This is a genomic window from Frigoribacterium sp. Leaf8 (assembly GCF_001421165.1).
In the GTDB taxonomy this organism is placed as follows: Bacteria; Actinomycetota; Actinomycetes; order Actinomycetales; family Microbacteriaceae; genus Frigoribacterium.
Genome location: NZ_LMKB01000005.1, coordinates 574196 through 597633, shown reverse-complemented (window position 1 = coordinate 597633; position 23438 = coordinate 574196). Strand labels below are relative to the sequence as shown.

Annotated in this window: 20 protein-coding genes and 1 pseudogene; 8 read left to right on the top strand and 13 right to left on the bottom strand. The window is 72.5% G+C overall.

The genetic code is table 11. The features are described from left to right. Positions 1–72: 72 nt before the first annotated feature. Positions 73–1524 (top strand): hemolysin family protein, encoded by a 1452-nt coding sequence (locus ASL10_RS07530; RefSeq protein WP_082460269.1) that lies wholly within the window; start codon positions 73–75, stop codon positions 1522–1524. Beyond that, on the top strand, positions 1521–2561 hold the full coding sequence (locus ASL10_RS07525; protein WP_056046041.1) for a hemolysin family protein: 1041 nt from the start codon (positions 1521–1523) through the stop codon (positions 2559–2561). Before ASL10_RS07530 ends, ASL10_RS07525 begins: the two co-directional genes overlap by 4 nt. Positions 2562–2686: 125 nt before the next feature. Here ASL10_RS07525 and ASL10_RS07520 read toward each other — a convergent pair whose 3' ends face one another. Both ASL10_RS07520 and ASL10_RS07515 read right to left on the bottom strand, forming a co-directional pair. After that, a complete protein-coding gene (locus ASL10_RS07520) occupies positions 2687–3832 on the bottom strand; it encodes an NADH:flavin oxidoreductase/NADH oxidase (protein ID WP_082460268.1) in 1146 nt (381 codons plus the stop codon). Next, a complete protein-coding gene (locus ASL10_RS07515; protein ID WP_056046039.1) occupies positions 3829–4464 on the bottom strand; it encodes an HAD family phosphatase in 636 nt (211 codons plus the stop codon). Before ASL10_RS07515 ends, ASL10_RS07520 begins: the two co-directional genes overlap by 4 nt. 68 nt (positions 4465–4532) lie before the next feature. Between ASL10_RS07515 and ASL10_RS07510 the strand changes: the two genes are divergently transcribed. After that, a complete protein-coding gene (locus ASL10_RS07510) occupies positions 4533–5366 on the top strand; it encodes an ADP/ATP-dependent (S)-NAD(P)H-hydrate dehydratase (RefSeq protein WP_056046036.1) in 834 nt (277 codons plus the stop codon). A 104-nt stretch (positions 5367–5470) separates the two neighbouring features. Here ASL10_RS07510 and ASL10_RS07505 read toward each other — a convergent pair. The 4 genes and pseudogenes from ASL10_RS07505 to ASL10_RS07490 all read right to left on the bottom strand — a co-directional run. Further along, positions 5471–5953, bottom strand: a pseudogene (locus ASL10_RS07505) (YceI family protein); the annotation flags it as partial. A 385-nt stretch (positions 5954–6338) separates the two neighbouring features. Beyond that, positions 6339–7067, bottom strand: a complete 729-nt coding sequence (locus tag ASL10_RS07500) for an amino acid ABC transporter ATP-binding protein (RefSeq protein WP_056046034.1) — start codon at positions 7065–7067, stop codon at positions 6339–6341. Positions 7068–7168: 101 nt separating this feature from the next. Then, positions 7169–8011, bottom strand: a complete 843-nt coding sequence (locus ASL10_RS07495) for an amino acid ABC transporter permease (RefSeq protein WP_056046032.1) — start codon at positions 8009–8011, stop codon at positions 7169–7171. A 26-nt stretch (positions 8012–8037) separates the two neighbouring features. After that, on the bottom strand, positions 8038–8868 hold the full coding sequence (locus ASL10_RS07490; protein ID WP_056047620.1) for a transporter substrate-binding domain-containing protein: 831 nt from the start codon (positions 8866–8868) through the stop codon (positions 8038–8040). A gap of 79 nt (positions 8869–8947) precedes the next feature. On the opposite strand from ASL10_RS07490, the gene ASL10_RS07485 reads away from it, so the two are divergent. Together ASL10_RS07485 and ASL10_RS07480 are read left to right on the top strand one after the other, a co-directional pair. Then, on the top strand, positions 8948–10279 hold the full coding sequence (locus ASL10_RS07485) for a glycosyltransferase 87 family protein (RefSeq protein ID WP_082460396.1): 1332 nt from the start codon (positions 8948–8950) through the stop codon (positions 10277–10279). Beyond that, positions 10276–10605 (top strand): thiamine-binding protein, encoded by a 330-nt coding sequence (locus tag ASL10_RS07480; protein ID WP_056046030.1) that lies wholly within the window; start codon positions 10276–10278, stop codon positions 10603–10605. Before ASL10_RS07485 ends, ASL10_RS07480 begins: the two co-directional genes overlap by 4 nt. A 62-nt stretch (positions 10606–10667) precedes the next feature. On the opposite strand, the gene ASL10_RS07475 is transcribed toward ASL10_RS07480, so the two are convergent. Next, entirely contained in the window at positions 10668–12728 is a 2061-nt protein-coding gene (locus ASL10_RS07475) for a cell wall-binding repeat-containing protein (RefSeq protein ID WP_056046028.1), read from the bottom strand. A 252-nt stretch (positions 12729–12980) separates the two neighbouring features. Here ASL10_RS07475 and ASL10_RS07470 point away from each other — a divergent pair, with 252 nt between their 5' ends. Then, positions 12981–14231, top strand: a complete 1251-nt coding sequence (locus tag ASL10_RS07470) for an MFS transporter (protein WP_235452567.1) — start codon at positions 12981–12983, stop codon at positions 14229–14231. A gap of 112 nt (positions 14232–14343) precedes the next feature. Here ASL10_RS07470 and ASL10_RS07465 read toward each other — a convergent pair whose 3' ends face one another. The 5 genes from ASL10_RS07465 to ASL10_RS07445 form a co-directional block, all read right to left on the bottom strand. Beyond that, a complete protein-coding gene (locus ASL10_RS07465; protein WP_043593728.1) occupies positions 14344–15021 on the bottom strand; it encodes a response regulator transcription factor in 678 nt (225 codons plus the stop codon). Positions 15022–15107: 86 nt separating this feature from the next. Next, a complete protein-coding gene (locus ASL10_RS07460) occupies positions 15108–16358 on the bottom strand; it encodes a hypothetical protein (protein ID WP_056046027.1) in 1251 nt (416 codons plus the stop codon). After that, complete coding sequence (locus ASL10_RS07455) at positions 16355–17512, bottom strand: sensor histidine kinase (protein ID WP_056046025.1); 1158 nt, start codon at positions 17510–17512, stop codon at positions 16355–16357. The genes ASL10_RS07460 and ASL10_RS07455 overlap by 4 nt, the downstream gene beginning before the upstream one ends. A gap of 175 nt (positions 17513–17687) precedes the next feature. After that, positions 17688–18887 carry a homoserine O-acetyltransferase gene (locus ASL10_RS07450; RefSeq protein WP_056046023.1) on the bottom strand — a complete coding sequence of 400 codons (1200 nt, stop codon included), beginning with the start codon at positions 18885–18887 and terminating at the stop codon, positions 17688–17690. Between the two features lie 102 nt (positions 18888–18989). Beyond that, positions 18990–20321 (bottom strand): bifunctional o-acetylhomoserine/o-acetylserine sulfhydrylase, encoded by a 1332-nt coding sequence (locus tag ASL10_RS07445; protein ID WP_056046021.1) that lies wholly within the window; start codon positions 20319–20321, stop codon positions 18990–18992. A gap of 184 nt (positions 20322–20505) precedes the next feature. On the opposite strand from ASL10_RS07445, the gene ASL10_RS07440 reads away from it, so the two are divergent. Further along, positions 20506–21282, top strand: a complete 777-nt coding sequence (locus tag ASL10_RS07440) for an SDR family oxidoreductase (RefSeq protein ID WP_056046018.1) — start codon at positions 20506–20508, stop codon at positions 21280–21282. Here ASL10_RS07440 and ASL10_RS07435 read toward each other — a convergent pair. Continuing rightward, positions 21269–21859 (bottom strand): hypothetical protein, encoded by a 591-nt coding sequence (locus tag ASL10_RS07435; protein ID WP_056046015.1) that lies wholly within the window; start codon positions 21857–21859, stop codon positions 21269–21271. The genes ASL10_RS07440 and ASL10_RS07435 overlap by 14 nt on opposite strands. A 557-nt stretch (positions 21860–22416) precedes the next feature. On the opposite strand from ASL10_RS07435, the gene ASL10_RS07430 reads away from it, so the two are divergent. After that, positions 22417–23409 carry a glycosyltransferase family 2 protein gene (locus ASL10_RS07430; RefSeq protein ID WP_162234599.1) on the top strand — a complete coding sequence of 331 codons (993 nt, stop codon included), beginning with the start codon at positions 22417–22419 and terminating at the stop codon, positions 23407–23409. The last annotated feature ends 29 nt before the right edge of the window (positions 23410–23438 follow it).

Sequence of the window (23438 nt, the reverse complement as noted above, 5' to 3'; positions counted from 1 at the left end):
ACCCACGCACCATCGCACGCCGCGCCTCCTGACCTCGGGCGCCATGCCCTCCGAGCGGGGTGACGGAACCCGGTGAACGAGTGGATACTGCTCGCCTTCGGCCTGCTGCTCACCGTGGGCACCGGACTCTTCGTCGCCAGCGAGTTCTCGTTGGTGAACCTCGACCGGTCCGACCTCGAGGCCCGTCAGTCCCGAGGTGAGAAGGGGCTCGCCCCGACCATCGGGGCGCTGCGCATCACGTCGACGCACCTGTCGAGCGCCCAGCTCGGCATCACGCTCACGACCCTCCTGACCGGCTACACGATGGAGCCCGCGATCTCGCGCCTCCTGTCGCCGCCGCTCACCGCGGTCGGCGTGCCCGAGGGGGTCGTCGCGGTCGGTGCCCCGATCGTCTCGATCGTCGTCGCGACCCTGCTGTCGATGATCATCGGCGAGCTCGTGCCCAAGAACTTCGCCCTGGCCCTGCCGCTGAAGACGGCGAAGCTGGTCATCCCGTTCCAGGTCTTGTTCACCACGGTGTTCAAGCCCGCGGTCGCCCTGCTCAACAACACGGCCAACGCCGTGCTGCGCGCCATGGGCATCGAACCGAAAGAAGAGCTGTCGGGCGCCCGGACGGCTGAAGAGCTGTCGTCGCTGGTGCGACGCTCGGCCACGGAGGGCAGCCTCGACCGTGACACGGCGACCCTGCTCGCCCGCACGCTCGTGTTCAGCGACCACACCGCGTCCGACGTCATGACCCCGCGGCCCCGGCTCTCGACCGTCGCGCGCGGCGACTCGGCCGAGACCGTCCTCGAACTGGCGCGACGCACCGGCTACTCGCGGTTCCCGGTGACCGACGACGGCATCGACGACGTCGTGGGCCTGGTCCACGTCAAGCAGGCCGTCTCGGTGCCGCGCGAGAAGCGGGCCGACGTGCCCGTGTCCGCCTTGCTGACCGATGCCGTCCGCGTCCCCGAGACGATGACCCTCGACAACCTGCTGGGCGAGGTGCGGGGTCGCGGCTACCAGATGGCCGTCGTCGTCGACGAGTACGGCGGCACCGCCGGTGTCGTCACCCTCGAGGACCTCATCGAGGAGCTCGTCGGCGAGGTCAGCGACGAACACGACCGCAGCCGGGTCGACGTCGTCCGGTCGCGCAACTGGCTGACCTTCCCCGGTCTGCTGCGTCCCGACGAGCTGCTCGAGCGCGCCTCGGTCAAGGTGCCGGAGGACGGCCCCTACGAGACCGTCGGCGGCTGGCTGATGAGCGAGCTGGGCCGCCTGCCCAAGGTCGGCGACGTCGTCGAGACCGACGACGGCGCGTTCCGCGTCGAGCGGCTCGACGGGCGGCGCATCGATCGCATCCGCTTCACGCCCACGCCCGACGACGTGGTCGAGGCCACGGCGACCGAGCCGGGCCGCCGCGACGGGCGTGACGAGCGCGACCGGTCGGGCCGACGCGACCCGAAGGTGCTGCCCGAGAAGGTGCGCACGGGCGTCGAGGACGACCGTCGCGCGGTCCGCACGAGAGAGGTGACCCGATGAGCAGCGACTGGTGGGGCATCGTCTGGCTCGTCGTGTTGTTGGCCGGCAACGCGTTCTTCGTGGCCGCCGAGTTCGCCGTCATCTCGGCTCGTCGTTCGCAGATCGAGCCCAAGGCCGAGGCCGGCAGTCGCGCGGCGAAGACCACGCTGTGGGCCATGGAACACGCGACGATGATGCTCGCGACGACGCAGCTCGGCATCACCATCTGCTCTCTGCTGATCCTCAACGTGTCCGAGCCCTCGATCCACCACCTGCTCGAGGGGCCGCTCGCCTGGACCGGGCTCAGCCCCGAGCTGGTCAGCGTCGTCGGCTTCGTCATCACGCTCGTGCTCGTGTCGTTCCTGCACGTCGTGTTCGGCGAGATGGTGCCGAAGAACATCTCGTTCTCCCTCCCGGACCGTGCCGCCCTCCTGCTGGCCCCGCCGCTCGTGGCGATCGCGCGCGTCCTGCACGTGGTCGTGCTGGCCCTCAACCACTCGGCCAACGCCGTGCTGCGGGCCTTCAAGGTCGAGCCGAAGGACGAGGCGACCAGCGCCTACACGGTCGACGAGGTCGCGACGATCGTCGCCCAGTCGCAGCGCGAGGGCATGATCACCGACGCGACCGGCACGGTGCGCGCGGCGTTCGAGTTCACCGAGAAGACCGTCGCGCAGACGGCCGTCCCGATGGCCGAGCTCGTCACCCTGCCCGAGGACGCCACGCCGCACGACGTCGAGCGGGCGGTCGCCCAACGCGGCTTCTCGCGGTACGTGCTGGTCGACGACGGCGGCGACCCCACGGGGTACCTGCACCTCAAGGACGTCATCGACCTCGACGAGGACGAGTTCGCCGACCCGGTGCCGCCGAAGCGCATCCGTCAGCTGATCTCGATCTTCCAGGGGACCGAGCTCGAGGACGCCCTGGCGACCATGCGCCGCAGCGGCGTCCACGTCGCCCGCTCGTTCGACGAGACCGGTGCCACGCGCGGCGTGCTGTTCCTCGAGGACATCCTCGAAGAGCTGATCGGCGAGGTCCAGGACGCGACCCGGCGTCGCTGAGCGAGCCCGCGCAGACGACGCGACCCGCGCCTCCTGACCCCGAGGGGTGAGGAGGCGCGGGTCGCGTCGTCCGGGACCGTCACGGCCCCCGGGTGGCCGGCCGTGCTCGGCCGGGCGCGCCCGGATCAGTGCGCGCGGAACGGCGCCCGCTGGTACTGCGGCGGCGTGTAGTCGAGCTCGATCCCGAGCTCGGCCGCGGCGCGGAGCGGGAAGTGCGGGTCGCGCAGGAACTCGCGCGCCATCAGCACGACGTCGGCCTGGCCACTGGCCACGACCTCGTTCGCCTGCTCGGCGCCGACGATGAGGCCGACGGCCCCGGTCTCGACTCGCCCCTGCGTCCGGACGTGCTCGGAGAAGCGCACCTGGTAGCCGAGCCCCACGGGGATGCTCACGCCGGCGACGAGGCCGCCGGTCGAGATGTCGAACAGGTCGGCGCCGGCCTCGTGCGCCCAGGCCGCGACGGTGGCGGTGTCGTCCTCGTCCCAGCCGCCGTCGGCCCAGTCGGTGGCCGAGAAACGGACGAGCAACGGGTACTCGTCGCCGACCTCGGCCCGGACGGCCGCGACGACCTCGAGCAGGAAGCGCGCACGGTTCTCGAGCGACCCGCCGTACTGGTCGTCGCGCGAGTTGCTCAGCGGCGAGAGGAACTGGTGCAGCAGGTAGCCGTGGGCGGCGTGCAGTTCGATCAGTTCGAAGCCGGCGTCGATCGAGCGGCGCGCGGCGACGCGGAACGCCTCGACGAGGCCGCTGACCGCCTCGGTGGTCAACGCGACGGGCTCGTCGTAGCCCTCGAAGGCGACGGCCGACGGGGCGACGGTGGTCCAGCCGCCCTGGTCGGCGGGGACGGTGCCCTGCGTCTCGCTCCACGGGCGGAAGGTCGAGGCCTTGCGGCCGGCGTGCGCGAGCTGGACGCCGGGCACGGAACCCTGCGAGCGGATGAAGGCCGTGATCGGGCGGAACGCCTCGACCTGGGCGTCGTTCCAGAGACCGAGGTCCTGCGGCGAGATGCGACCCTCGGGCGTGACCGACGTGGCCTCGGCGATGACCGCACCCGCGCCTCCCCGGGCGAGCGAGCCCAGGTGGACGAGATGCCAGTCGGTGGGGACGCCGTCCTCGAGCTCGGCCGAGTACTGGCACATCGGCGCGACCCAGAGGCGGTTGCGGAAGGCCTGGCCGCGCAGGGTGATGGGGTCGAAGAGACCGACGGGGGAGTCGGAGGGGGTCGTGGGGGCGGGTGCCGTCTGTGCTGCGTTCGTCACGAGTGTGGTCATCGCCTTTCGGTGGGGAGGGCCGCGAGCCCCTCGACGAAGCGTCGGAGCGGCTCGGGCCCGGTGAACAGGTGCCCGATGATCCCGAGCGCCTGGGCGGCCTCGACGTTGTCGGACCTGTTGTCGATGAACACCGTGTCGGCGGCCGTTGTTCCGAGTTCGGCGAGGACGTGCTCGAAGATCGTGGCCGACGGCTTGAGGTCGTCGAGTTCGGCGCTGACGAAGACCTGCTCGAAAAGCTCGCCGAGGGGCGAGTGCCGGAACGGCGACGCGAAGTCGAGACCGGCGTTCGACAGGATCGCCAGTCGCGTGTCGCCGTCGGCCAGGTCGGCGATCACCTCGAGCGTGCCGGGCTCGGGCACGAACCACGACGGGAAGTCGGCGGCCCAGAGCTCGTGCACGCGGGTGCGGGTCCAGTCGGCGCCGGTGTCGGCGGCGATGGCGCGCCAGTACGCCCCGGCGCTCAGCGTGCCTCGGTCGAGGGCGTGGCGGTGGCGACCGTAGCTGGGCCAGAGCACGTCCGGGTCGACGCCCGCGAGCTCTTCGAGGCGGCGGCGCGACGCGTCGTCGGGGAACCGCGCGATCACCTCGCCGTAGTCGAAGACGACGGTGCGGCCGGGGAGTGAGATGCTCATCGACCCACCGTATCGGCGGGCGCAGGCCGGGCGGGGCCGGGCGGGGCTCGGCCGACTACCGTCGGGGCGTGACCTCCGACACCCGCTTCACCGACTGGCCCCCCTCCGACGCCGCCGACCAGATCGCCGTGCCGGCCGTCGACGACGACAAGTACAGCCGAGGCGTGCTCGGCGTCGTGACCGGTTCGAGCGCCTACCCGGGCGCCGCCGTGCTCGGCGTCGAGGCCGCGTTGCACACCGGCGTCGGCATGCTGCGCTACCTGGGCCCCGCCCGCGCCTCCGACTTCGTGCTGCACCGTCGGCCCGAGGCCGTGACGAGCCCGGGTCGCGTGCAGGCGTGGTTGCTCGGCTCGGGCGTGGACCCGGACCACCTCGACGACGAGACGCGCGACGGCTTCGCGACCGGCGCCTCCTCGGGGCTGCCGCTCGTGCTCGACGCCGGAGCGCTGTCGCTCCGCGAGCAGGCCACCGGGCCGGTGGTGCTGACGCCGCACTTCCGCGAGCTGGCGAAGGCCTCGGGCCGCGAGGTCGCCGACGTGGCCGCCGACCCGGCCGGTGCCGCCGAGCGCGCGGCCGGGGAGTGGGGCTGCACGGTGCTCGTCAAGGGGCACCGCACGTACGTCGCCTCGCCCGGCGGCACGCGCCTCGTCGCCGCCAGCGCGCCGACGTGGTTGGCCACCGCCGGCGCGGGCGATGCGCTCGGGGGAGTCCTGGGGGCCCTGGTCGCGACGCACGCCGACGAGATCGCCGCGGACGAGGAGGCGCTGGCCCGGTCGGCCGCGACCGCTGCGGTGCTCCACGGCCTCGCGGCCTCCCGGGCGGGTGCCGGCGGACCGTTCACGGTGCTCGGCCTGGTCGACGCCCTGCCCGCCACGATCGCGGAGCTGTTGCGCCGGGGCTAGCCCGGCCCAGGCGCACGGCACCACGAGTTGAGCGTCGCACCGCCGAGATCGGCGGTGCGACGCTCAGGTCGTGGTGCGGCGCTCGACGCGCGAGCGCCCGGGACTCAGGAGGCGGGGGTCGCCGCCACGAGGAACTCGACCGTTCCCTGGTCTTCGACCTTGACGAAGCCGAGGCTCGGCGCGTCGACGCCGTAGTCCGAGAAGGTCACCGGGATCGACCCGCTCACCTGGACGCCGTCGCCCGACAGGGCCGCCTGCAGGGGCACCGTGACGGTCTTCGTGACGCCGTGCATGGTCAGCTCGCCGGTCGCGTCGACCTTGGCCACGTCACCGTCGGAGGGGACGGCCGCCTCGATCGGCTGGGTCAGCGTGAACGTGGCCGTGGGGTACTTGTTCACCTGCATGGCGGTGCCCCGGAAGTAGTCGTCGCGGTTGCCGCTGTCGGTCGCGATCGAGGCGACGTCGACTTCGATGGTGGCGGCCGAGATGGTCGTCCCGTCGACGGTGATCGTGCCGGAGACCTGGTCGGTCTTGCCGACGACGGTGACGTCGGTGCCGTTCAGCACCTCGTCGACGCGGTAGCCGGCNGCTGGGGTCGAGCGTGCTCGACCCGGGGGTGAGGGAGGCGGTGGGCGCGGCCTCGGGTTGGCCGACGATCACGTCGCGGTAGAAGGCCGGCCCGGCGAAGGCCGCGGTGGCCCCCAGGACGACGACGACGGCTGCGGCGACGCCGAGCCCGATCTTGGTCTTCTTCTTCATGGTCTTCGTCCTTCGGAGGGGTCGGCGTGACGCGCGGCGAGTCCACGGGGCTGAACCGATGGTGACGTGTCTCCTTCGCAAGAACCTGGGAGGCGCAGGTGAAGACGGTGGGCGCCCGAGCGGGCCGAGTCGGACCGGGCCCGGGTCCAGAGCTGGCCCTGGCCCGGGGCCGGTGCCGGGGCCGGTGCCGGGGCCGGTGCCGGTCGATCCCGGTCAGTGAGCGGTGAACCGCGTGAGGAACTCCTGGGTGCGCACCTCGCGGGGGGCCGTGAAGAGCTGCGCGGGCGGACCCTGCTCGGCGATCCGGCCCCGGTCGAGGAAGACGACCCGGTCGGCGACGTCGCGGGCGAAGGCCATCTCGTGCGTCGCCATGAGGATCGTCGTGCCGACCTCCTTCAGCGTGCGCACGAGGTCGAGCACCTCGCCCACCAGCTCGGGGTCGAGGGCGCTCGTGATCTCGTCGAGCAGCAGCACGGCGGGTCGCGGAGCCAGGGCCCGGGCGATGGCGACCCGCTGCTGCTGACCGCCCGAGAGGCGGTCGGGGTAGGCGCCGGCCTTGTCGCCGAGACCCACGCGCGTGAGGACCTCGAGGGCGCGCTCGTTCGCCGCGGCCTTGGGCTGGCGCAGCACGTGGCGACTGGCCAGGGCGACGTTGTCGAGCACGGTCAGGTGCGGGAAGAGGTTGAAGTGCTGGAAGACCACGCCGATGCGGGCCCGGACGGCGTCGACGCGCACCCGGGGGTCGGTGATGTCGTCGTCGCCGAGCACGATGCGGCCGTCGTCGATCTGCTCGAGCAGGTTCACGGTGCGGAGCAGCGTCGACTTGCCCGAGCCGCTGGCGCCGATCAGCGCCACGACCTCGTCCCGCGCGACGTCCAGGTCGATGCCGTCGAGCACGACCGTGTCGCCGAAGGACTTGCGGACCCCTTCGAGGCGCAGCACCGTCTCGGGGCTGGGGCTGGGGCTGGGGCTGGGGCCGGGGCCGAGGGCTGCGGGGGTGACGGGCACCGCGCCTCCTGGGGTGGGGTCGGGGGTGGAGATGCTCAAACGACGCTGCCCGCCTGTTCGCGACGACGGAGGCGCGCCGACAGCCAGTCGGTCAGCCAGATGGTCGGCAGGGCCAGCAGCACGAACAACAGCCCGGCGAGCACGTAGGGCGTGAAGTTGGCCGCGGTCGCGGTCTCGATCTGGGCGGCGCGGACGGCGTCGACCGCTCCGAGCACAGAGATGAGACCGACGTCTTTCTGCATCGAGACGAAGTCGTTCATGAGGGCGGGCGTGACCTTGCGCAGTGCCTGCGGGAATACGACGAGGCGAAGGGTCTTGGCGTGGCTGAGGCCGAGCGACCGGGCCGCGAGGCGCTGCGACGGGTGGACGGCGTCGATGCCGGCGCGGATGACCTCGGACACGTAGGCCGAGTAGGTGAGGACCAGCGCGATCGTGCCCCAGAACTCGGCGGGCAGACGCGGGATGCCGAGCCCGAGGCCCGGCACGCCGAAACCGACGAGGTAGAGCACGATGATCAGCGGCATGCCGCGGAACAGGTCGGTGTAGCCCCGCACCAGCGCCCGGACGGGGAAGAAGACCGGACCCCGCAGGGTGCGCAGTGCCGACAGGACGGTGCTGACGACGGCCACGCCGACGGCGGCGACCAGCAGGACCCGCACGTTCAGCCAGAGGCCCTCGATCACGCGGGGCCAGGCTGACGCGAAGGTGGCCCCGTCGAGGAAGCTGAACTGCACTCGGGACCAGCCGGGCGTGCTGGTGACCGCCCACCACGCGAGGGCGGCGAAGGCGACCGTGCTGACGGCGGCGATCACCACGGAGCGGGTCGACTGTCGTCGACGGAACGCGCGCCGGTCGAGTTCGAGGTCGCTGACGGCCACCGGGCCGGCCGCGACCGTGCGAGGCGCTACGACAGCTCTTTCACGTCGTAGTCGGCCAGCCACTGCTTCTGCAGCTCGGCGAGCGTGCCGTCGGCCCGGAGGTCGTCGACGGCCTTCGTGACGTCGGCGGTCAGGGAGCTGCCGAGCGGCAGGACGATGCCGAGCTGGTCGCTCGCCCCGTCGGTGGCGGGCAGCTGGCCGAGCACGACGCCGCCCTCGACGAAGTACGTGGCCGTGGGGACGTCGAGCACGATGGCGTCGACCTGGCCGGCCTCGAGGGCCGCCTTGGCGTCGTCGTTCGAGTTGTAGGCCTGGACGCCGCCCTCGGGGTCGATGGCGTCCTCGGCGGCGGTGAAGCTCGTCGTGCCGCTCTGGGCGCCGATGGCGAGGCCCTTCAGGTCGGCGATCGAGGTGGCGTCGGCCGCGGAGGTGCCGGGCAGGGTGACGACCGCCTGGCGCGTCTCGTAGTAGGCGGGCGAGAAGTCGACGGCCTTCTTGCGCTGGTCGGTGATCGAGAACTGCTGCAGGTTGAGGTCGAAGGTCTTCGGCCCGGGGGCGATGGCCTCGTCGAACGTGGTCCGCACCCAGACCACGTCGGAGTCGTCGTAGCCCAGCTTCTCGGCGACCGCGTAGGCGACGGCGGCCTCGTAGCCCTTGCCCGAGGTCGGATCGTCGTCCTCGACCCAGGGGCCGTAGGCCGGTTCACCCGTCGCGACGGTGATCTTGCCGTCGGTGACCGGAGCGACGGCCGCCCCGTCGGCACCCGAGCCCCCGTCGGACGAGCAGGCGGCGAGCGACCCGGCCAGCACGAGGGCGGCGGCGGTCGCGACGAGTCGGAGGGAGGCGGGTCTGCGCATGAGAGGGATCGTACCGGCGACCGCGGACGTCGGCCGACGCATGACGCCCGGCGTCGGGGCCGGCGGCTAGCCTGTGGGCATGCCGACCTCCGTGCCCCCCTCGTCGGCCACCCCCGGGGCACCGATCGTCCGCGCGGCGCGGACGTCGGGCACCCGGCCCGTCGCCGTCGGCCCGACGACGTTCGTCGACCGGGCGAGGTCGTTCGTGACGTCGCCGGTCGTGCTCGGCGTCGCCTTCGTGCTCGTCCACGCCTGGCTCGTCCGGCTCAACCTCGTCGGCGGCAACCGCACCCTGGGCGACGTCGACGTCGTCTACCGCACCTGGATGCAGCAGGGCGTCGGCGGGGGCGACTGGGTGGGCGTCGACCGACCGTGGGTCTACCCGCTGCTCGCCGCGGTGCCGATGCTGCTCGCCCGCCTGGGGGGCGACTCCGGGTACGGGGCCGTGTGGCTCGTGCTGGTGTCCCTGCTGAACGCCGGCGCCTTCGTCGTGCTCGTGGCGCGGCGGCGTGCCGGGTCCGTGGTCGCCGCCTGGTGGTGGCTGGCGTTCCTCGTCGCCCTCGGGCCGATCGCCCTCGGCCGCATCGACGCCGTCACGGTCTCGATCGCGCTGGTGGGGCTATTGCTCGTCTCGACACGGCCGTCGGCGGCGTCCGCCCTGCTCACGATCGCGGCCTGGGTCAAGGTCTGGCCCGCCGCTCTCGTGGTGGTCGCCGTCCTCGCCCTGCGTCGTCGGGTCGAGGTCGTCGTGGCGGCGGCGGTGACGAGTGCGGTCGTGGTGTCCGTCTCGCTCGTGCTCGGCAGCGGGTGGAACGTGTTCGGCTTCGTCGGCCAGCAGGCCGGTCGAGGTCTCCAGGTCGAGTCGCCCGCAGCCGTGCTCTGGCTCTGGCGCGCGGCCGCGGGGGTGCCCGGCACCTTCGTCTACTACGACCGCGAGATCCTGACGTACCAGATCGCCGGCGACGGGGTCGGGTTCGCCGCGAAGGCGATGAGCCTCGTGATGGCCGCGGTCGTGCTCGGCGTCGTGCTGCTGGGCTTGCGGGCCGTGCGCCGCGGGGTGACGGCCACGCGCCTCCTGGGTCCGTTGTCGCTCGCCGTCGTCGTCGCCCTGATCGTGACCAACAAGGTCGGTTCGCCGCAGTTCGTGGCCTGGCTCGCGGTGCCCGTCGTCGTCGGGCTCGTGCTCGCACGATCGGGCGGGCCGCGGTTCGTCGTGCCGGCGGTGGCGGCCGTGGTCGTCGCGGGGCTGACCCAGGTGGTCTACCCCCTCGAGTACGACGCCCTGCTCGCCGCGCGACCCGACCTGGTGGCCGTGGTCACCGTGCGGGCCGTGCTCGAGCTCGGACTGCTGGGGTGGACGGTCGTGACGCTCTGGCGCCTGCGGCCCGCACACGCGAGGATGGACGCATGATCGTCGCGTTCTCCGTCTCGCCCAGTGGTGCCGCTCCCGAGGGCGGGCCGTCCGCCGGCTCCGAGCCCGACTCGGTCCACTCGGCCGTGGCCGCCGCCGTCGCGGTCGTGCGGGCGTCCGGGCTGCCGAACCACACCTCGTCGATGTTCACCGAGATCGAGGGCGAGTGGGACGAGGTGATGGCCGTCGTCAAGGCCGCGACCGAGGCCGTCGGCGCCTTCGGCTCGCGCGTCTCCCTCGTGCTCAAGGCCGACATCCGGCCGGGACGCACCGGCGAACTGACCGGCAAGGTCGAACGACTCGAAGCCGCACTCGGCGACGCCTGACCGCATCACGCAGGGCCGGACCACCGTCGCGTCGGTCCGGCGTGGGGAACGGGACGCCGCCGTCAGCAGGCCGTGAGGGAGTCGACCCGGGACGAGAGGGCCTGCTGGCCTCCGAGCAGGACCACGTGCTCGGTCTGGAGGACGTCGAGGTCGTGCAGGATCGATGCCGGCACGCACGTGCCCGGCACGATGAACAGTGGCGACGAGGTCCGGGCTGCGAGGGCTGCGCCCGACAGCGCGTCGGGGTAGTTGACGCCGGTGGCGAGATAGACCGTGCCGGCTTCGTCGAACGCCCCGCGTGTGGTGTGGTGGGACACCTCGTAGCGATCGGCGCCGACGATCTGCCCGCCGCGGTCGGTGCCCGACAGGGACGTGGCGATGCCGGGGGACATGGCCCGCGGGCCTCCCACGCTGATGGCTGCAGGGCTGCCCAGATCGCCCCACAGCTCGCGCGTCGCGTCGTCGGCGCGTGCCGCCCGGCCGTCCACCATCACGAGCGGGGCGTCGGCCTCCGCAGCCGCGGCACCGGCCGAGAGGGCGTCCGCGAACCCCGAACCCGAGGCCAGGTACAGCACGCGGCCCGGTGAGGTGGCCGTGGTCGCGGCAGGGGCGTCGGACGAGACGAAGGCATAGCGCGCGATGGCTCGGGACGTCGCGTACCGATCGGCGCCGCCGATCCGCACCACCGTCGAGCGCGGACCGCTCGTCGGGGTGGCCACGACGCCGAGGGCCTTCTCGACGTCCGGCGAGATCGAGACGGGACCACCGACGACGACGACCGTCTTCGGTCGCAGGCGCTTCAGCTCGGCGGCGACGACGTCGGGAACGGTGGTCGGGGTGACCAACAGGAGGGGGGCGTCGAGATGCGCCGCGGCCGGTCCGGCCGACAGCGCATCGGGGAAGCCCAGCCCGTTGGCGACGACGACCGTGCCGCCGGTCTCGGTGAACCGCGAGGACATGGCCGCAGCGACGGCGAAGCGATCGGGGCCGGAGATGCGGGTGGTGGTCTGACGAAGGGGCGGGAGGAGGACCGTTCCCACCGAGCGCGTCTCGCCGCTGGCGACACGGTAACGCGTCGCGTCGTCGCGGTTCTCCACACCGGGTGCGTAGCGGGGCGCGACGGCGGGGGCGGAGTCGTCGGTGCGGTTCAGGGGGAGGCCCGTCAACCGCACGACGTAGTCACCCGCCGGCAACCCGTGGAACGCGAACGACCCCTTCCGGATCGCCGCCCCCGTCGCGAGGTACCAACGACCTCGCGAGTCGGTCGTCCACGCTTCTGCGCTGAAGCCGACGTCGAGGGGGTCGTCCAGGACCGGGGTCACCGAACCCGTCAGGACGGCCGACTTCTCGACCTGCAGGTCGAGTCCCGCGAGCCGGGCGTCCTTGGCCACGGTCACGATCGTCGCGTCGGATTCGGCCGCGGCGCCCCCGAACCACGACGTCGAGAGGTCCGGCGCGTCGGGTGAGGGCCTGACCGAGGCGCGGATGCGGTAGCGGCCGGGGTCGACCGCGACCGAGTAGGCGCCTCTCGAGTCGGTCAGGGCCGACGAATGGTCGCCGGTGTCGACGTTGACGACCGAGATGTCGGCGTTGCCGACGGCGGCGAAGTCGTCACGACCCCCGCCGAGCCACACACGCCCCGCCAGGGCCTCCTGGACGACCAGGCGGGCGTCGACGTCGGTGACGGTCTGGCCGTCGGCCACGTCGAACCAGCGGGCTCCGGTGAGATCGTGGGCTCCACCCCAGTACTGGCTCCGGCGCGTGTCGCCGTCCTTGAACAGCACCGTGTAGCGACCGGCGGTCACGACCTCGAGGGTGTAGGCGCCCGTGGTGCGGTCGACGAACTGGGTCGAGCCCACCTCGGCTCCGTCGGGGCGGATCAACCGTGCCTCGGCGATGAAGTCGCTGCGCGAGGGATCGGTCCCCGTCAGGTGCCCGGTCACGTACCCCGTCGTCGCTGCGTGCGCCGGAGGGGGAACCGCCAGGCCGACCAGCGTGGAGACCAACACGAGCGCGACGACCGTCAGGGCCCCGACGAGGGTCCGCGTGGGAGGCCGGATCGGGTCGCCGGAGCCCCCGAGCCCTCGGAGGGTGGCGGCGGGGGAGGAGCCGGGTGTGGACATGCGAGAACCCATCGGGAAGGAACGGAACGCTCGAATCTAGCGGCACGGAGCGGCTCGACGCCAGATCGCTGGATGCGGGTGTTTCGCCGGACGGGTCGGAGTCCCGGCGGACGGTTGGCAACCGCCGGTCGAATCGATACGATCAGGAGGGAGGCGCGACGTGTCGCTCCTCCGCAGATGCCCTGCTCGATGACGAGCGAAGGTCGTTCCTCCCTTCTCCTCTGGCTCTTCTCGATCCGCAAAGGCCCGCTCGTGACCCACCTCTCCCGCCGTCGTCGCACGGCCGCCTTGATCGCCCTCGCCCTCGGCGGGTTCGGAATCGGCTCGACCGAGTTCGTGGCCATGGGCCTCCTGCCGAACATGGCGGGCGACCTGCTGCCCGATCTCTACTCGCGGTCGGCCGACGCCGGCATCGCCCAGGCCGGCTGGTTGATCAGCGCCTACGCCCTCGGCGTCGTCGTCGGGGCCCCGACCATCGCCGCGATGTCGTCGCACTTCCCGAAGAAGAAGTTGCTCCTGGCGCTCCTCGCCGCCTTCACGGTCGGCACAGTCGCGTCGGCCCTGCTGCCGTCGTTCGGCTGGGTGCTGGCCGCACGCTTCGCCGCGGGTCTGCCGCACGGCGCGTACTTCGGCATCGCATCCATCGTCGCCGCGTCGATCATGGGGCCGGGCAACCGGGGCAAGGGCGTCGCGCTCGTCCTCAGCGGCCTGACGATCGCGAACGTCATCGGCGTGCCCTCGATCACCTGGCTCGGCCAGCAAGCCGGGTGGCGCGTCGCCTACCTCGCCGTGGCCCTCATCTTCGCCCTGACCTTCGCCGCCGTCGCCCTCGCCGTGCCCCACCAGGACGGCGACGCGTCCGCCTCGATGAAGCGCGAGCTGCGGGCGTTCAAGCAGCCCCAGGTGTGGCTCGTGATGGGCATCGGAGCCATCGGCTTCGGCGGGTTCTTCGCGGTCTACAGCTACATCGCCAACGCCGTCACCGAGGGCGCGGGCGTCTCCCAGGGCGTCGTGCCCTGGGTGCTCGTCACGGTCGGCGTCGGCATGACCATCGGGAACCTGCTCGGCGGTTGGCTGGCCGACCGGTCGCTCAAGCTCGCCATGTACCTCGGCTTCGTCGGCCTCATCGCCGCGCTCTCGGCCTACGCGCTCACGTCGAGCTCGATCGTCGGCATCTTCGTCAGCACGTTCTTCGTCGGCCTCGTCGGCTCGAGCGTCGGCCCGTCGGTGCAGTCCCGCCTGATGGAGGTCGCAGGCGAGAGCCAGGTCATCGGAGCCGCCCTGAACCACTCGGCCATGAACCTCGGCAACAGCTTCGGTGCGTACCTCGGCGGCGCGGTCATCGCGGCGGGCCTCGGCTTCTCGGCACCCGGGTGGGTCGGCGTCGTGCTCGCCCTGGCCGGGGTCGTCCTGACCATGATCAGCTTCGGCATGCAGCGAGTCGACGACCGGCGCGGAGCGGCACGGGTCACGGCCGCCGACCGCGAGTCGGTCTCGGCCTAGCCCCCCGCGCCGCCGATGCGGGACGACGGGTCCCGAGGAGGCGCGGGTCGGGCAGACGACGAACGGCCCGGCCCCTGAGGGGGTCGGGCCGTTCTCCGCGTGGGGCCGGGCGTCAGAAGCTGGTCTGGGCCGGCGTGTCGGTCTGGAGGAGGATGCCGTCCTGGATGGCGCGCTTCCGGAGGGCGACCTTGGTGCCGACGTCGTAGCCGGCGACGCGGTACTTCTCGCGGATGCGCTTGAGGTAGCTCTTGGCCGTCTCTTCGCTGATGCCGAGCTGGTAGGCGACGGCCTTGACCGGCTCGCCACCGCCGTAGAGAGCCATGACCCGGCGTTCCTGCGCGCTGAGCTTCGGCACACCACCCACCTCGGCGGCGTTGAGGGCCAGGTCGAGTTCGGCCGAGATGTACGACTCTCCCTTGGCGGCCGAGCGGATCGCCTCGACGATCATCTCGGCGTCCTCGCTCTTGACGAGGTACCCCAGGGCGCCGGCGGCGAGGGCCTCGCGCACCACGTTGGGCTCGGAGTAGGTGCTCATCAGCACGGTCTTGACGCCCGTCGTCTTGAGCGTGTTGATCTTGAGCGAGATCGGGATGTTGTCCTTCAGGTCGAGGTCGAGCAGCACGACGTCGACCGGGAACTCGGGGTGCGTGAGCAGCTCGGGCCAGGACGCGACGGCGGCGACCATCGAGATGTCGCTCGCGGCACCACGGATCCACTCGCTGAGGGCGCCCAGGAGCATCTTGTGGTCGTCTACGAGGGCGAGGCGGATGCGGTCGTCGTGGTCTGACACGTCGGGACCTTCTTTCAGGACGGAGTGGGGTTCATGCTACGGGCGGGGGTGGTGATGGGGCCGGGCCACGCGGGGTGCTCGGCGGGTCAGGCCTCGGCGGGGTTGTCGACGATGCAGTTGACCGAGATCTTGACGCTCGACTCGTGGGTCGAGACGACGTACTCACCGGCGCGCTCGAGGGCGTTCCAGGTGGCGGGCGTGACGCGGTTGCGGCGGATGCCCGTGGTCGAGAGCACGACGGGCACGCAGACGCTGCGACCGGCGAAGGACTGGGACGCGGCGGTCACCGGGCCGAGGGTCAGCTGGATCGTCGTGCCCGGTGCGCGGCTCTTCGAGTCGCCGAGCAGCAACCAGACGCCCTGGAGCAGTCCGTCGCGCTGTGCCGGGGCGAGCAGGCCGGCGAGCGACGACGGGTCGACCAGCGCGACCGACCGGCCGAGGTACTCGGACTCGGTGACGGCGTGGTGCAGCCAGGTCTCACGCCGGCCCTCGATGAGGTGCAGGCGCAGTTCGGTGGCGAGCGACGCGGCCTGCGACGCGACCTTGGGCGACAGGGGCAGGGGCACGTCGCCGTTCGCGACGCCGTCGAGCAGTTTCTCGGCCGCGAGGTCGAGTCGTGCCAGTTCGTCGCTGGCGAGCATGCCCACCGCGAAGCGGGGCTGTGACACGTTGCTCTGCACGAGCACCCGGTCGAGTTCGACCTGCACCATGCGACGGAAGCGGTGCACGGCGAACGTGGCGATGGCGCTCGGCAGGACGGCCAGGGCCACGACGGTGATCTGCTGCGGGCCCGAGTCGCTGGTCACGGGGGTCGAGAGCGCCACCATGACGACGAACGCCACGAAGAGCAGGGCGGTGGCCGTGACGACCTCCCGCACGGGCCTGAGGGTGACGATGGGCAGCAGGCCGAAGCCGACGGCGACGCTCGACGTGGCATAGGCGCCCACGTCGTGCAGCGGCCAGATGGCGACGAAGTCCAGCGTGACGACGACGGCCAGGACGACCCCGATCACGGCGAACACGCCCGTGGTCAGCCGCTCGCCCCGGACGGTCACCAGCACGGCCGTGCCGATGAAGGTCGCCACGTAGAGCAGCCACGAGATCAGGACGGGGGCGACGTCGGGGTAGGCCGAGAGGTGGCTGAGGAAGAAGGCGAGGCCGTACACGGCCTGGAGCGCGGCGACCACGGCCGCGCCGACGCCCAGGTACCCGGTGCCGAGGGTGGCACCGGCCGCACGGGCCTGGCGCAGCGAACGCGCACCGGTCGAACTGATCGGCAGGCCGCGAGCGGCTCGGCGGCCCCGGACGATCCCGAAGGTGTTCTCGTCGACGCTCATCGCGGTGCCTCCAGGACGACGGTGGTGCCCGACCCGGGTGACGAGAACAGACGGGCGCTGCCGCCGACCTCGTGCAGGCGGCCGACGACGGACTCCTTGAAGCCCAGGCGCTCTTCGCTGATGCCGGCGAGGTCGAACCCGACGCCCGCATCCGTGACCATGGCACGGACCATCGAGTCGTCGTGGATGATCGTGACGTGGGCCTCGGTCACGCCGGCGTGACGCCGCACGTTCTCGAGGCACTCCGCGAGGGCCAGCAGGAACGCGTCGAGCACGTGGGTGGGCAGCAGGACCTGGCCGGTGCCGTGCCAGCTCACCTCGAGGCCCATGCGGCCGAAGCGTTGCTTGACCGACTCCAGGGTCTGGCCGAGCGGGGACTCCTCGACCGTCTCGAGGCTGTAGTCGCCCGACGCCTGCGGCTGCGGCGTGCCACCGAGACGGAGGTGGCGCAGCAGGCGTGCGTCCTCGGCGGCCTGGTCCTGGAGCGCCTGGGGCGTGACGCCGAACCCCGAGTGGGCGAGCAGGGTCAGCGTGGCCAGCACGGTGTCGTGCAGCAGGCGGGCGCCCTGCCGCCGCTGGGCCTCGGTCTCGCTGGCCTGACGTTCGGCCCGGTGGGCGTTGCCGATGCTGTAGATGCGGCGTGCCGCCAGGGGCACGGCGCGTCCGAGCCAGAGGCCCGTGACGAAGCAGGACACCCAGCCGAGCAGCACGGCCGCGACCGGGAAGGTGAACGGCGAGCCGGTCGCCAGGGCCACCAGGGTCAGTTCGACGACGAAGGCCACGACCGCCGTGGTCAGCCGTGGGCGACTGGACGAGAGCATGAGGCTGAAGGCGGCGGTCGCACCACCGGCCAGGGGGATGATCGCGGTGGCGAGCGGACCGTCGTCGGGGCCACCGGCGGGCAACAGGGCCACCACGGTCGCCGCGATGCCCGAGGCCAGCCCGACCGGGACCCAGACGCGGGCGCGCGGCCCGGTGACGAAGAGCAGCGACACGACGAGCAGAGCGGCGAGCGGGGCGATCGCCGCGAGGTGCAGGGGGTCGGTCACACCGGGGATGGCCAGGGCCACGACCGAGACCGCCGCGCAGGCGAGCCCCAGGGTGCGGGTCGTGCTGCTGAGCAGACGATCGCGCTCTTGGGCGAAGATGTCCATGATTCGTGAGTGGCTTCCGACGGTGGCGTCACGGCTGCCGGGTGGCTGGCGACTCCTCATGTTTTCACACCCAGCCCCCTCTCAGGGGGTCGTGCACGGCCCGAAACGCCGATTGTCGGGGTAACGATCCGGTCGCGATGCGGAACTGTACCCCGTGGTGTCCACCGAACTGGGGTCAGTCGAGCAGACGGCGCAGCTGGGCGCCCACCGCGTCGCCTTCGATGAGGAATCCGTCGTGCCCGTAGGGGCTCTCGACCACGGCCACGCCGTCGCCGTCCAGGCCGTGCCGCAGGTGTCGTGCGATGACCCGCTGGTCGGACACGGGGAAGAGCCGGTCGCTGTCGACGCCGAGCACCAGCGTCGGAGCCGTGATGCGGTTCAGCGCCGCCGCCACGCCGCCCCGGTCCCGCCCGACGTCGTGCGAGTTCATGGCACCGAGCAGGGTCACGTAGCTGCCCGCGTCGAAGCGGCGGGTGAACTTGTTGCCGTGGAAGTCGAGGTAGCTCTCGACCTGGAACCGTCCCGGACCGCCCAGCGGCGAGATCTCGCTCTGCCAGCTGCGACCGAAGCGGGCGTTCAGTTCGTCGGGCGAGCGGTAGTTGAGCAGGGCCATCCGCCGCGCGAGGGCGAGACCGCGGTACGGGCCGTCGACGGCGTCGTAGTAGTCGCCGCCGTCGAAGGCGGCGTCCATCCGGATGGCCTCGTACTGCACCGTGTTCAGGGCGATCTGGTCGGCGCTCACGACCGGCGGGGCGGCCAGCACCGCGAGCCGGGCGACGCGAGAGGGGTGCGTGATCGCCCACTCGAGGGCGTGCATGCCGCCCATCGACCCGCCGACGACCGCGGCCCACCGCTCGATGCCGAGGTGGTCGGCCAACGCCGCCTGGGCGGCGACCTGGTCCCGGATCGTCAGGTGGGGGAACCTCGACCCCCACTCGACGGCGTCCGGCGCGAAGGACGAGGGGCCGGTGCTGCCCTGGCAGCCCCCGAGCACGTTCGGTGCGACGACGAACCAGCGGTCGGTGTCGATCGCGAGTCCCGGGCCGACGACGCCGTTCCACCAGCCCGCCGTGGGGTGGCCGGGGCCGGCCGCGCCGACGACGTGGCTGTCGCCGGTGAGGGCGTGCGAGACGAGCACGGCGTTGCTCCGCCCGGCGTCGAGTTCGCCCCAGGTCTCGACGGCGAGCCGTGGTCGGGGCAGCGTGACGCCGCTCTCGAGCGCGAGGTCGTCCAGGGTCACGAACGACCGCCCGCCGGGGTCGTCGCCGTCCCGCCAGGCGCCGGTGACCGGCGGCCGGCCGAGCATCGCCAGGCGCGTGCGCTCGCTGATGACGCTCGACGGGACGGTGTCCTCGGGTGTGCTCTGCCAGTCCATGTGACGTCCATCCTGGACGAGCCGAGGAGGCGCGGTGCGTTTGTTACGCACACCGCGCCTCCTCGAGTCCACCGCGCAGGCCCCGACCGGCCGCCGCCCGTCCTAGCTGCTGCGGAGCGCCTCCCGGGTGACGGCGCGCGCCGCCTCGAAGCCCGCGTCGAGGTCGGCCTTCAGGTCGTCGACGTTCTCGAGGCCGACCGAGAGGCGGACGAGCCCCGGCGTGACGCCGGTCGTGAGCTGCTGCTCGGGGGTGAGCTGCGAGTGCGTCGTCGAGGCGGGGTGGATCACGAGGCTGCGCACGTCGCCGATGTTCGCGAGGTGGCTGAAGAGCTCGAGCGCGTCGACGAGCGCTCGGCCGGCGTCGACGCCTCCCTTGAGCTCGAAGGACAGCACGGCCCCGACGCCCTTGGGTGCGTACTTGTTCGCCGCCGCGTACCAGGGGCTCGTCGGCAGGCCCGCGTAGTACACCGCGGCGACGTCGTCGCGGGCGTCGAGCCACTCCGCCACCTCTTGCGCGTTCTGGACGTGTCGCTCGATCCGCAGGCTGAGCGTCTCGATGCCCTGGATCAACGAGAAGGCCGTGTCGGGGCTGTTGGATGCCCCGAGGTCGCGCAGCAGCTGCACGCGCGCCTTGATGACGTAGGCGAGAGCGTCGCCGACGGCCTGCGTGTAGACGGCCCCGTGGTACGACGGGTCGGGCTGCGTCAGACCGGGGAAGCGCTCCGCGTGGGACGACCACGGGAAGGTCCCGCCGTCGACGATGAAGCCGCCGATGACGGTGCCGTGCCCGCCGAGGAACTTCGTCGCCGAGTGGACGACGATGTCGGCCCCGTGCTCGAGCGGCCGGATCAGGTACGGCGTCGCGATCGTGTTGTCCACGATCAGCGGGACGCCCTCGGCGTGCGCCACCCCGGACACCTTCTCGAGGTCGAGGATGTTGATCTTCGGGTTGCCGATGGTCTCGGCGAAGAACAGCTTCGTGTTGGGACGCACGGCGCGGCGCCACTCGTCGGCGTCGTCCTGGTTCTCGACGAACGTCGTCTCGATGCCGAGCTTCGCGAGCGTGTACTTGAAGAGGTTGTAGGTGCCGCCGTAGATCGACGACGACGACACGATGTGGTCGCCCGCCTCGGCGATGTTCAGCACGGCGAAGGTCGACGCGGCCTGGCCCGACGACACCAGCAGGGCACCCGTCCCGCCCTCGAGCGCGGCGATGCGCTTCTCCACGACGTCGTGGGTGGGGTTCATGATGCGCGAGTAGATGTTGCCGTTCTCGGCGAGGGCGAAGAGGTCCTGCGCGTGTTGCGCGTCCCGGAAGACGTACGACGTCGTCTTGTAGATCGGCGTGGCGCGGGCATGGGTCGTCGGGTCGGGCTGGGCCCCGGCGTGGATCTGCTGCGTCTCGAACTTCCAGGCGGGCTGGGCGTCGGTCATGGTGTGCTCCTGCGGTCGGGGTGCGTGGGCCGGGGTCGTCGGCGGGGGTCTGCGGTGACAGCCACGGTACGGACCGTGCCCCCGACCGTCCACGATGCCGGACACGGGACGTAACGGGGCCGCTAGCGTGGGGCGGTGCGCCCGCAGCGGGCGCCGACCACGAACGAGGCAACAGGAGGCAGACGTGGCGAAGCGGGTCGTGGTGACGGGAGCGAGCTCGGGCATCGGAGCGGCGACGGTGCGGTCGTTCCGCTCGCGTGGCTGGGAGGTCCTGGCCGTCGCGCGACGCGAGGACCGCCTCCGGGCGCTCGCCGACGAGACGGGGTCGACCTGGTTCCGGGCCGACCTCACCAGCGACGACGACGTGGCCGCCCTGCGGGCCCACGTCGAGGAGACGGGACCGTTGCACGCCCTCGTCAACAACGCGGGTGGGGCGTTCGGACTCGACAGCGTCGAGAACGGCTCGATCGACGACTGGCAGCGCATGTTCGACGTCAACGTGCTGGGCACCAAGCGCGCGGTCACCGCCTTGCTGCCGTCGCTCCGCCGCGGAGCCGAGGAGGCGCGGGGTGCCGACATCGTGACCGTCACGTCGATCGCCGGTCACGTCGCCTACGAGAACGGCGGTGGCTACAACGCCTCGAAGTTCGCCGAGCACGCCCTCGTGGCCGTGCTGCGGCTCGAGCTGGCCGGGGAGCCGATCCGGGTGATCGAGATCGCGCCGGGCATGGTGCACACCGAGGAGTTCTCGCTCGTGCGCTTCGGCGGCGACCAGGACCGCGCCGACGCGGTCTACCGCGACGTCGAGTCGCCGTTGACGGCCGACGACGTGGCCGAGTCGATCGTGCACTCGGTCGAGCTGCCGGCCCACGTCAACCTCGACCTGGTGACCATCAAGCCCGTGGCCCAGGCGGCGACGTACAAGGTGGCCAAGGGCGAGTTGAGGGTCAAGAAGGACTGACCGAGCCGGCCCCGCCGTCCGCGCGGCTCTCGCGCAGGGCCGCGAGGTCGCCCTCGACGAGGTCGCGCAGGCGCTCGTGGCGCCCGTCGTCGTAGTCGTCGGCCGGGCGCGCGGCCCAGCCGAGCCGGTCGACGACCGTCTGCCCGACGTCGTCCCACGCTCGCGACCGGGCGTCCGCGACGACCTCGGCCACGAAGTCGTCGTCCTCCCGGCGGGCGGCCAGCGCCCGGGCCACGCCCTTCGACGCGGCCTCGCGGAGCTTCAGGGCGTCGGCGTCTTCGGGACGGTAGTCGAACTGGTGACGGGACTGACCGTACGACCGGCCGGTCATCCGACGCAGTCTGCGGACGCGCACCGCGGCCGACGTCTGCTCGGCCGTCAGGCGGTCCATCTCGTCGCGGGTGACCCGCGTCGCGACGTCCTCGTCGAACGGGAGGCGCTCTTGCAGGGCACGGCGGATGATCTGGTTCGTGACGGCCACCACCAGGGCCGCCCGGACGATCAACAGGCCTTCGTCGACCGCGCGCTCGAGCGCCGTACGTTCCGCGCGACGGCGCGTTCCCGGTCCGTGGGGCACTGGTCGACGTCCTCTCGTGGTGGCGGGTCAGGCCCCGACCCTACCGGCGCGCGGGGGAGCGACGACCGGGTGGGCGGCCCGCGCGACGGGTGGGCGGACGACGCGTCACACGGGTCACCAGCGGGTGGTTCCGGCGGGGGACGACCCGCTCGGCGACCGGGGGGACGTCGCCGACGGTGCCCGCGCCTCCTGCCGTGAGGGGCCCGGAGGGCCGCAGAACCGCGCGGGACGGCGAGCCTCACCCGGGGGGAGCCGACGCGGACCGGCCCCCACCCGGCCGCCACCCGGACGTCACCCGGACGAGGCCCCCTCGAACGGGGGACCCCCTCGTTCTTCGTCTTCCCAGGAGGGACCCGTACCGTTATGGAGGTCAGGACGTCCCGAACCCGAATCCGGGACGTGCCTCTGCCGTGGTCGCCCGAATCGACCGCCGGCCGACGACGTCGGGCCACCCCTCCCGACGACGCCACCCGAACGCACCCTCCGACGAGGGTCGCCCCCCGAACGCGACGCCCTGCGGCGCGACGGCGACCGTCGACGAACCCAGAGGAACCCCCGTGACCCTCCGCGTCCGCACCTCCCTGCCCTCCGTCCCCCCGGCCCCCCGCGTCAGCGTCGTCGTCTGCGCCGACGAATCCACCCCCTTCGACGGCCTGACGGCCGCGCTCGACTCCGTCCTCCGCGACGGCGACGTGCACGACGTCCTCGTGGTCGTCGATCGGGCACCGCGACTCCGCGACCACCTGCGCCACCGGTACGACGACCTGCTCGTCGTCGACAACACCCGCACCCCGGGGCTCGCGGGCAGCCGCGACACCGGCATCGAGTCGGCACGCGGCGACGTCGTCGCGTTCCTCGACGCGGACTGCGTCGCCCACGCCGGCTGGGCCCGCGCGCTCGCCGCCCCGTTCGACCAGGTCGACGTCATCGCGGTCGTGGGACGGACCGAACCGACCTGGCCCGGTAGGGCCTCGTCCGCCCTGCCCGACGACCTGCTCTGGGCCGTCGACTGCACGCCCCGCACGCGACCCGACGGCCTCGTCGGCCTCGACGACGTGGCGGGAGCGACCGTGGCCTTCCGACGGTGGGACCTGCTGCAGGTCGGTGGCCTGGCCAGCGGTGTCGACGCCCGTGAGGGCGTGCCCCGCGGCGCCGAGTTCGTCGAGCTGTGCCTGCGCCTCGCCGCGGACGAGCCGGAGGCGCGGGTCGTGTCGACCTCGTCGGCCAGGGTCTCGCGCACCGTGCGTCCCTCGCGGACGCGCCAGAGCTCGGTCGTCGGCGCCGCCGTGGACCGCGGCGTCACCCAGACCGCGCTGCGACGCTCCCTCGGCGGAGAAGCCGACACCGCCGTCCTCCCGGGCGTCACGGTCGCCCGCCTGGCCTCGGGCGCGTGGCGCTCGTTCGTCGGTCGTCGGCGCGGCACGGCGGTGCTGGCCGCCGCGGCCGTCGGTCTCGTGGCCGGTCGCCTGCTCGGGCTGCTGCGCGGAACGCGCGTCGGTCTGCCGATCGACCAGCTCGAACCGCTGCGTTCGGCCACCGTCCGCCACTGACGTCTCCTGGTCGCGACGGCGTTCCCCGG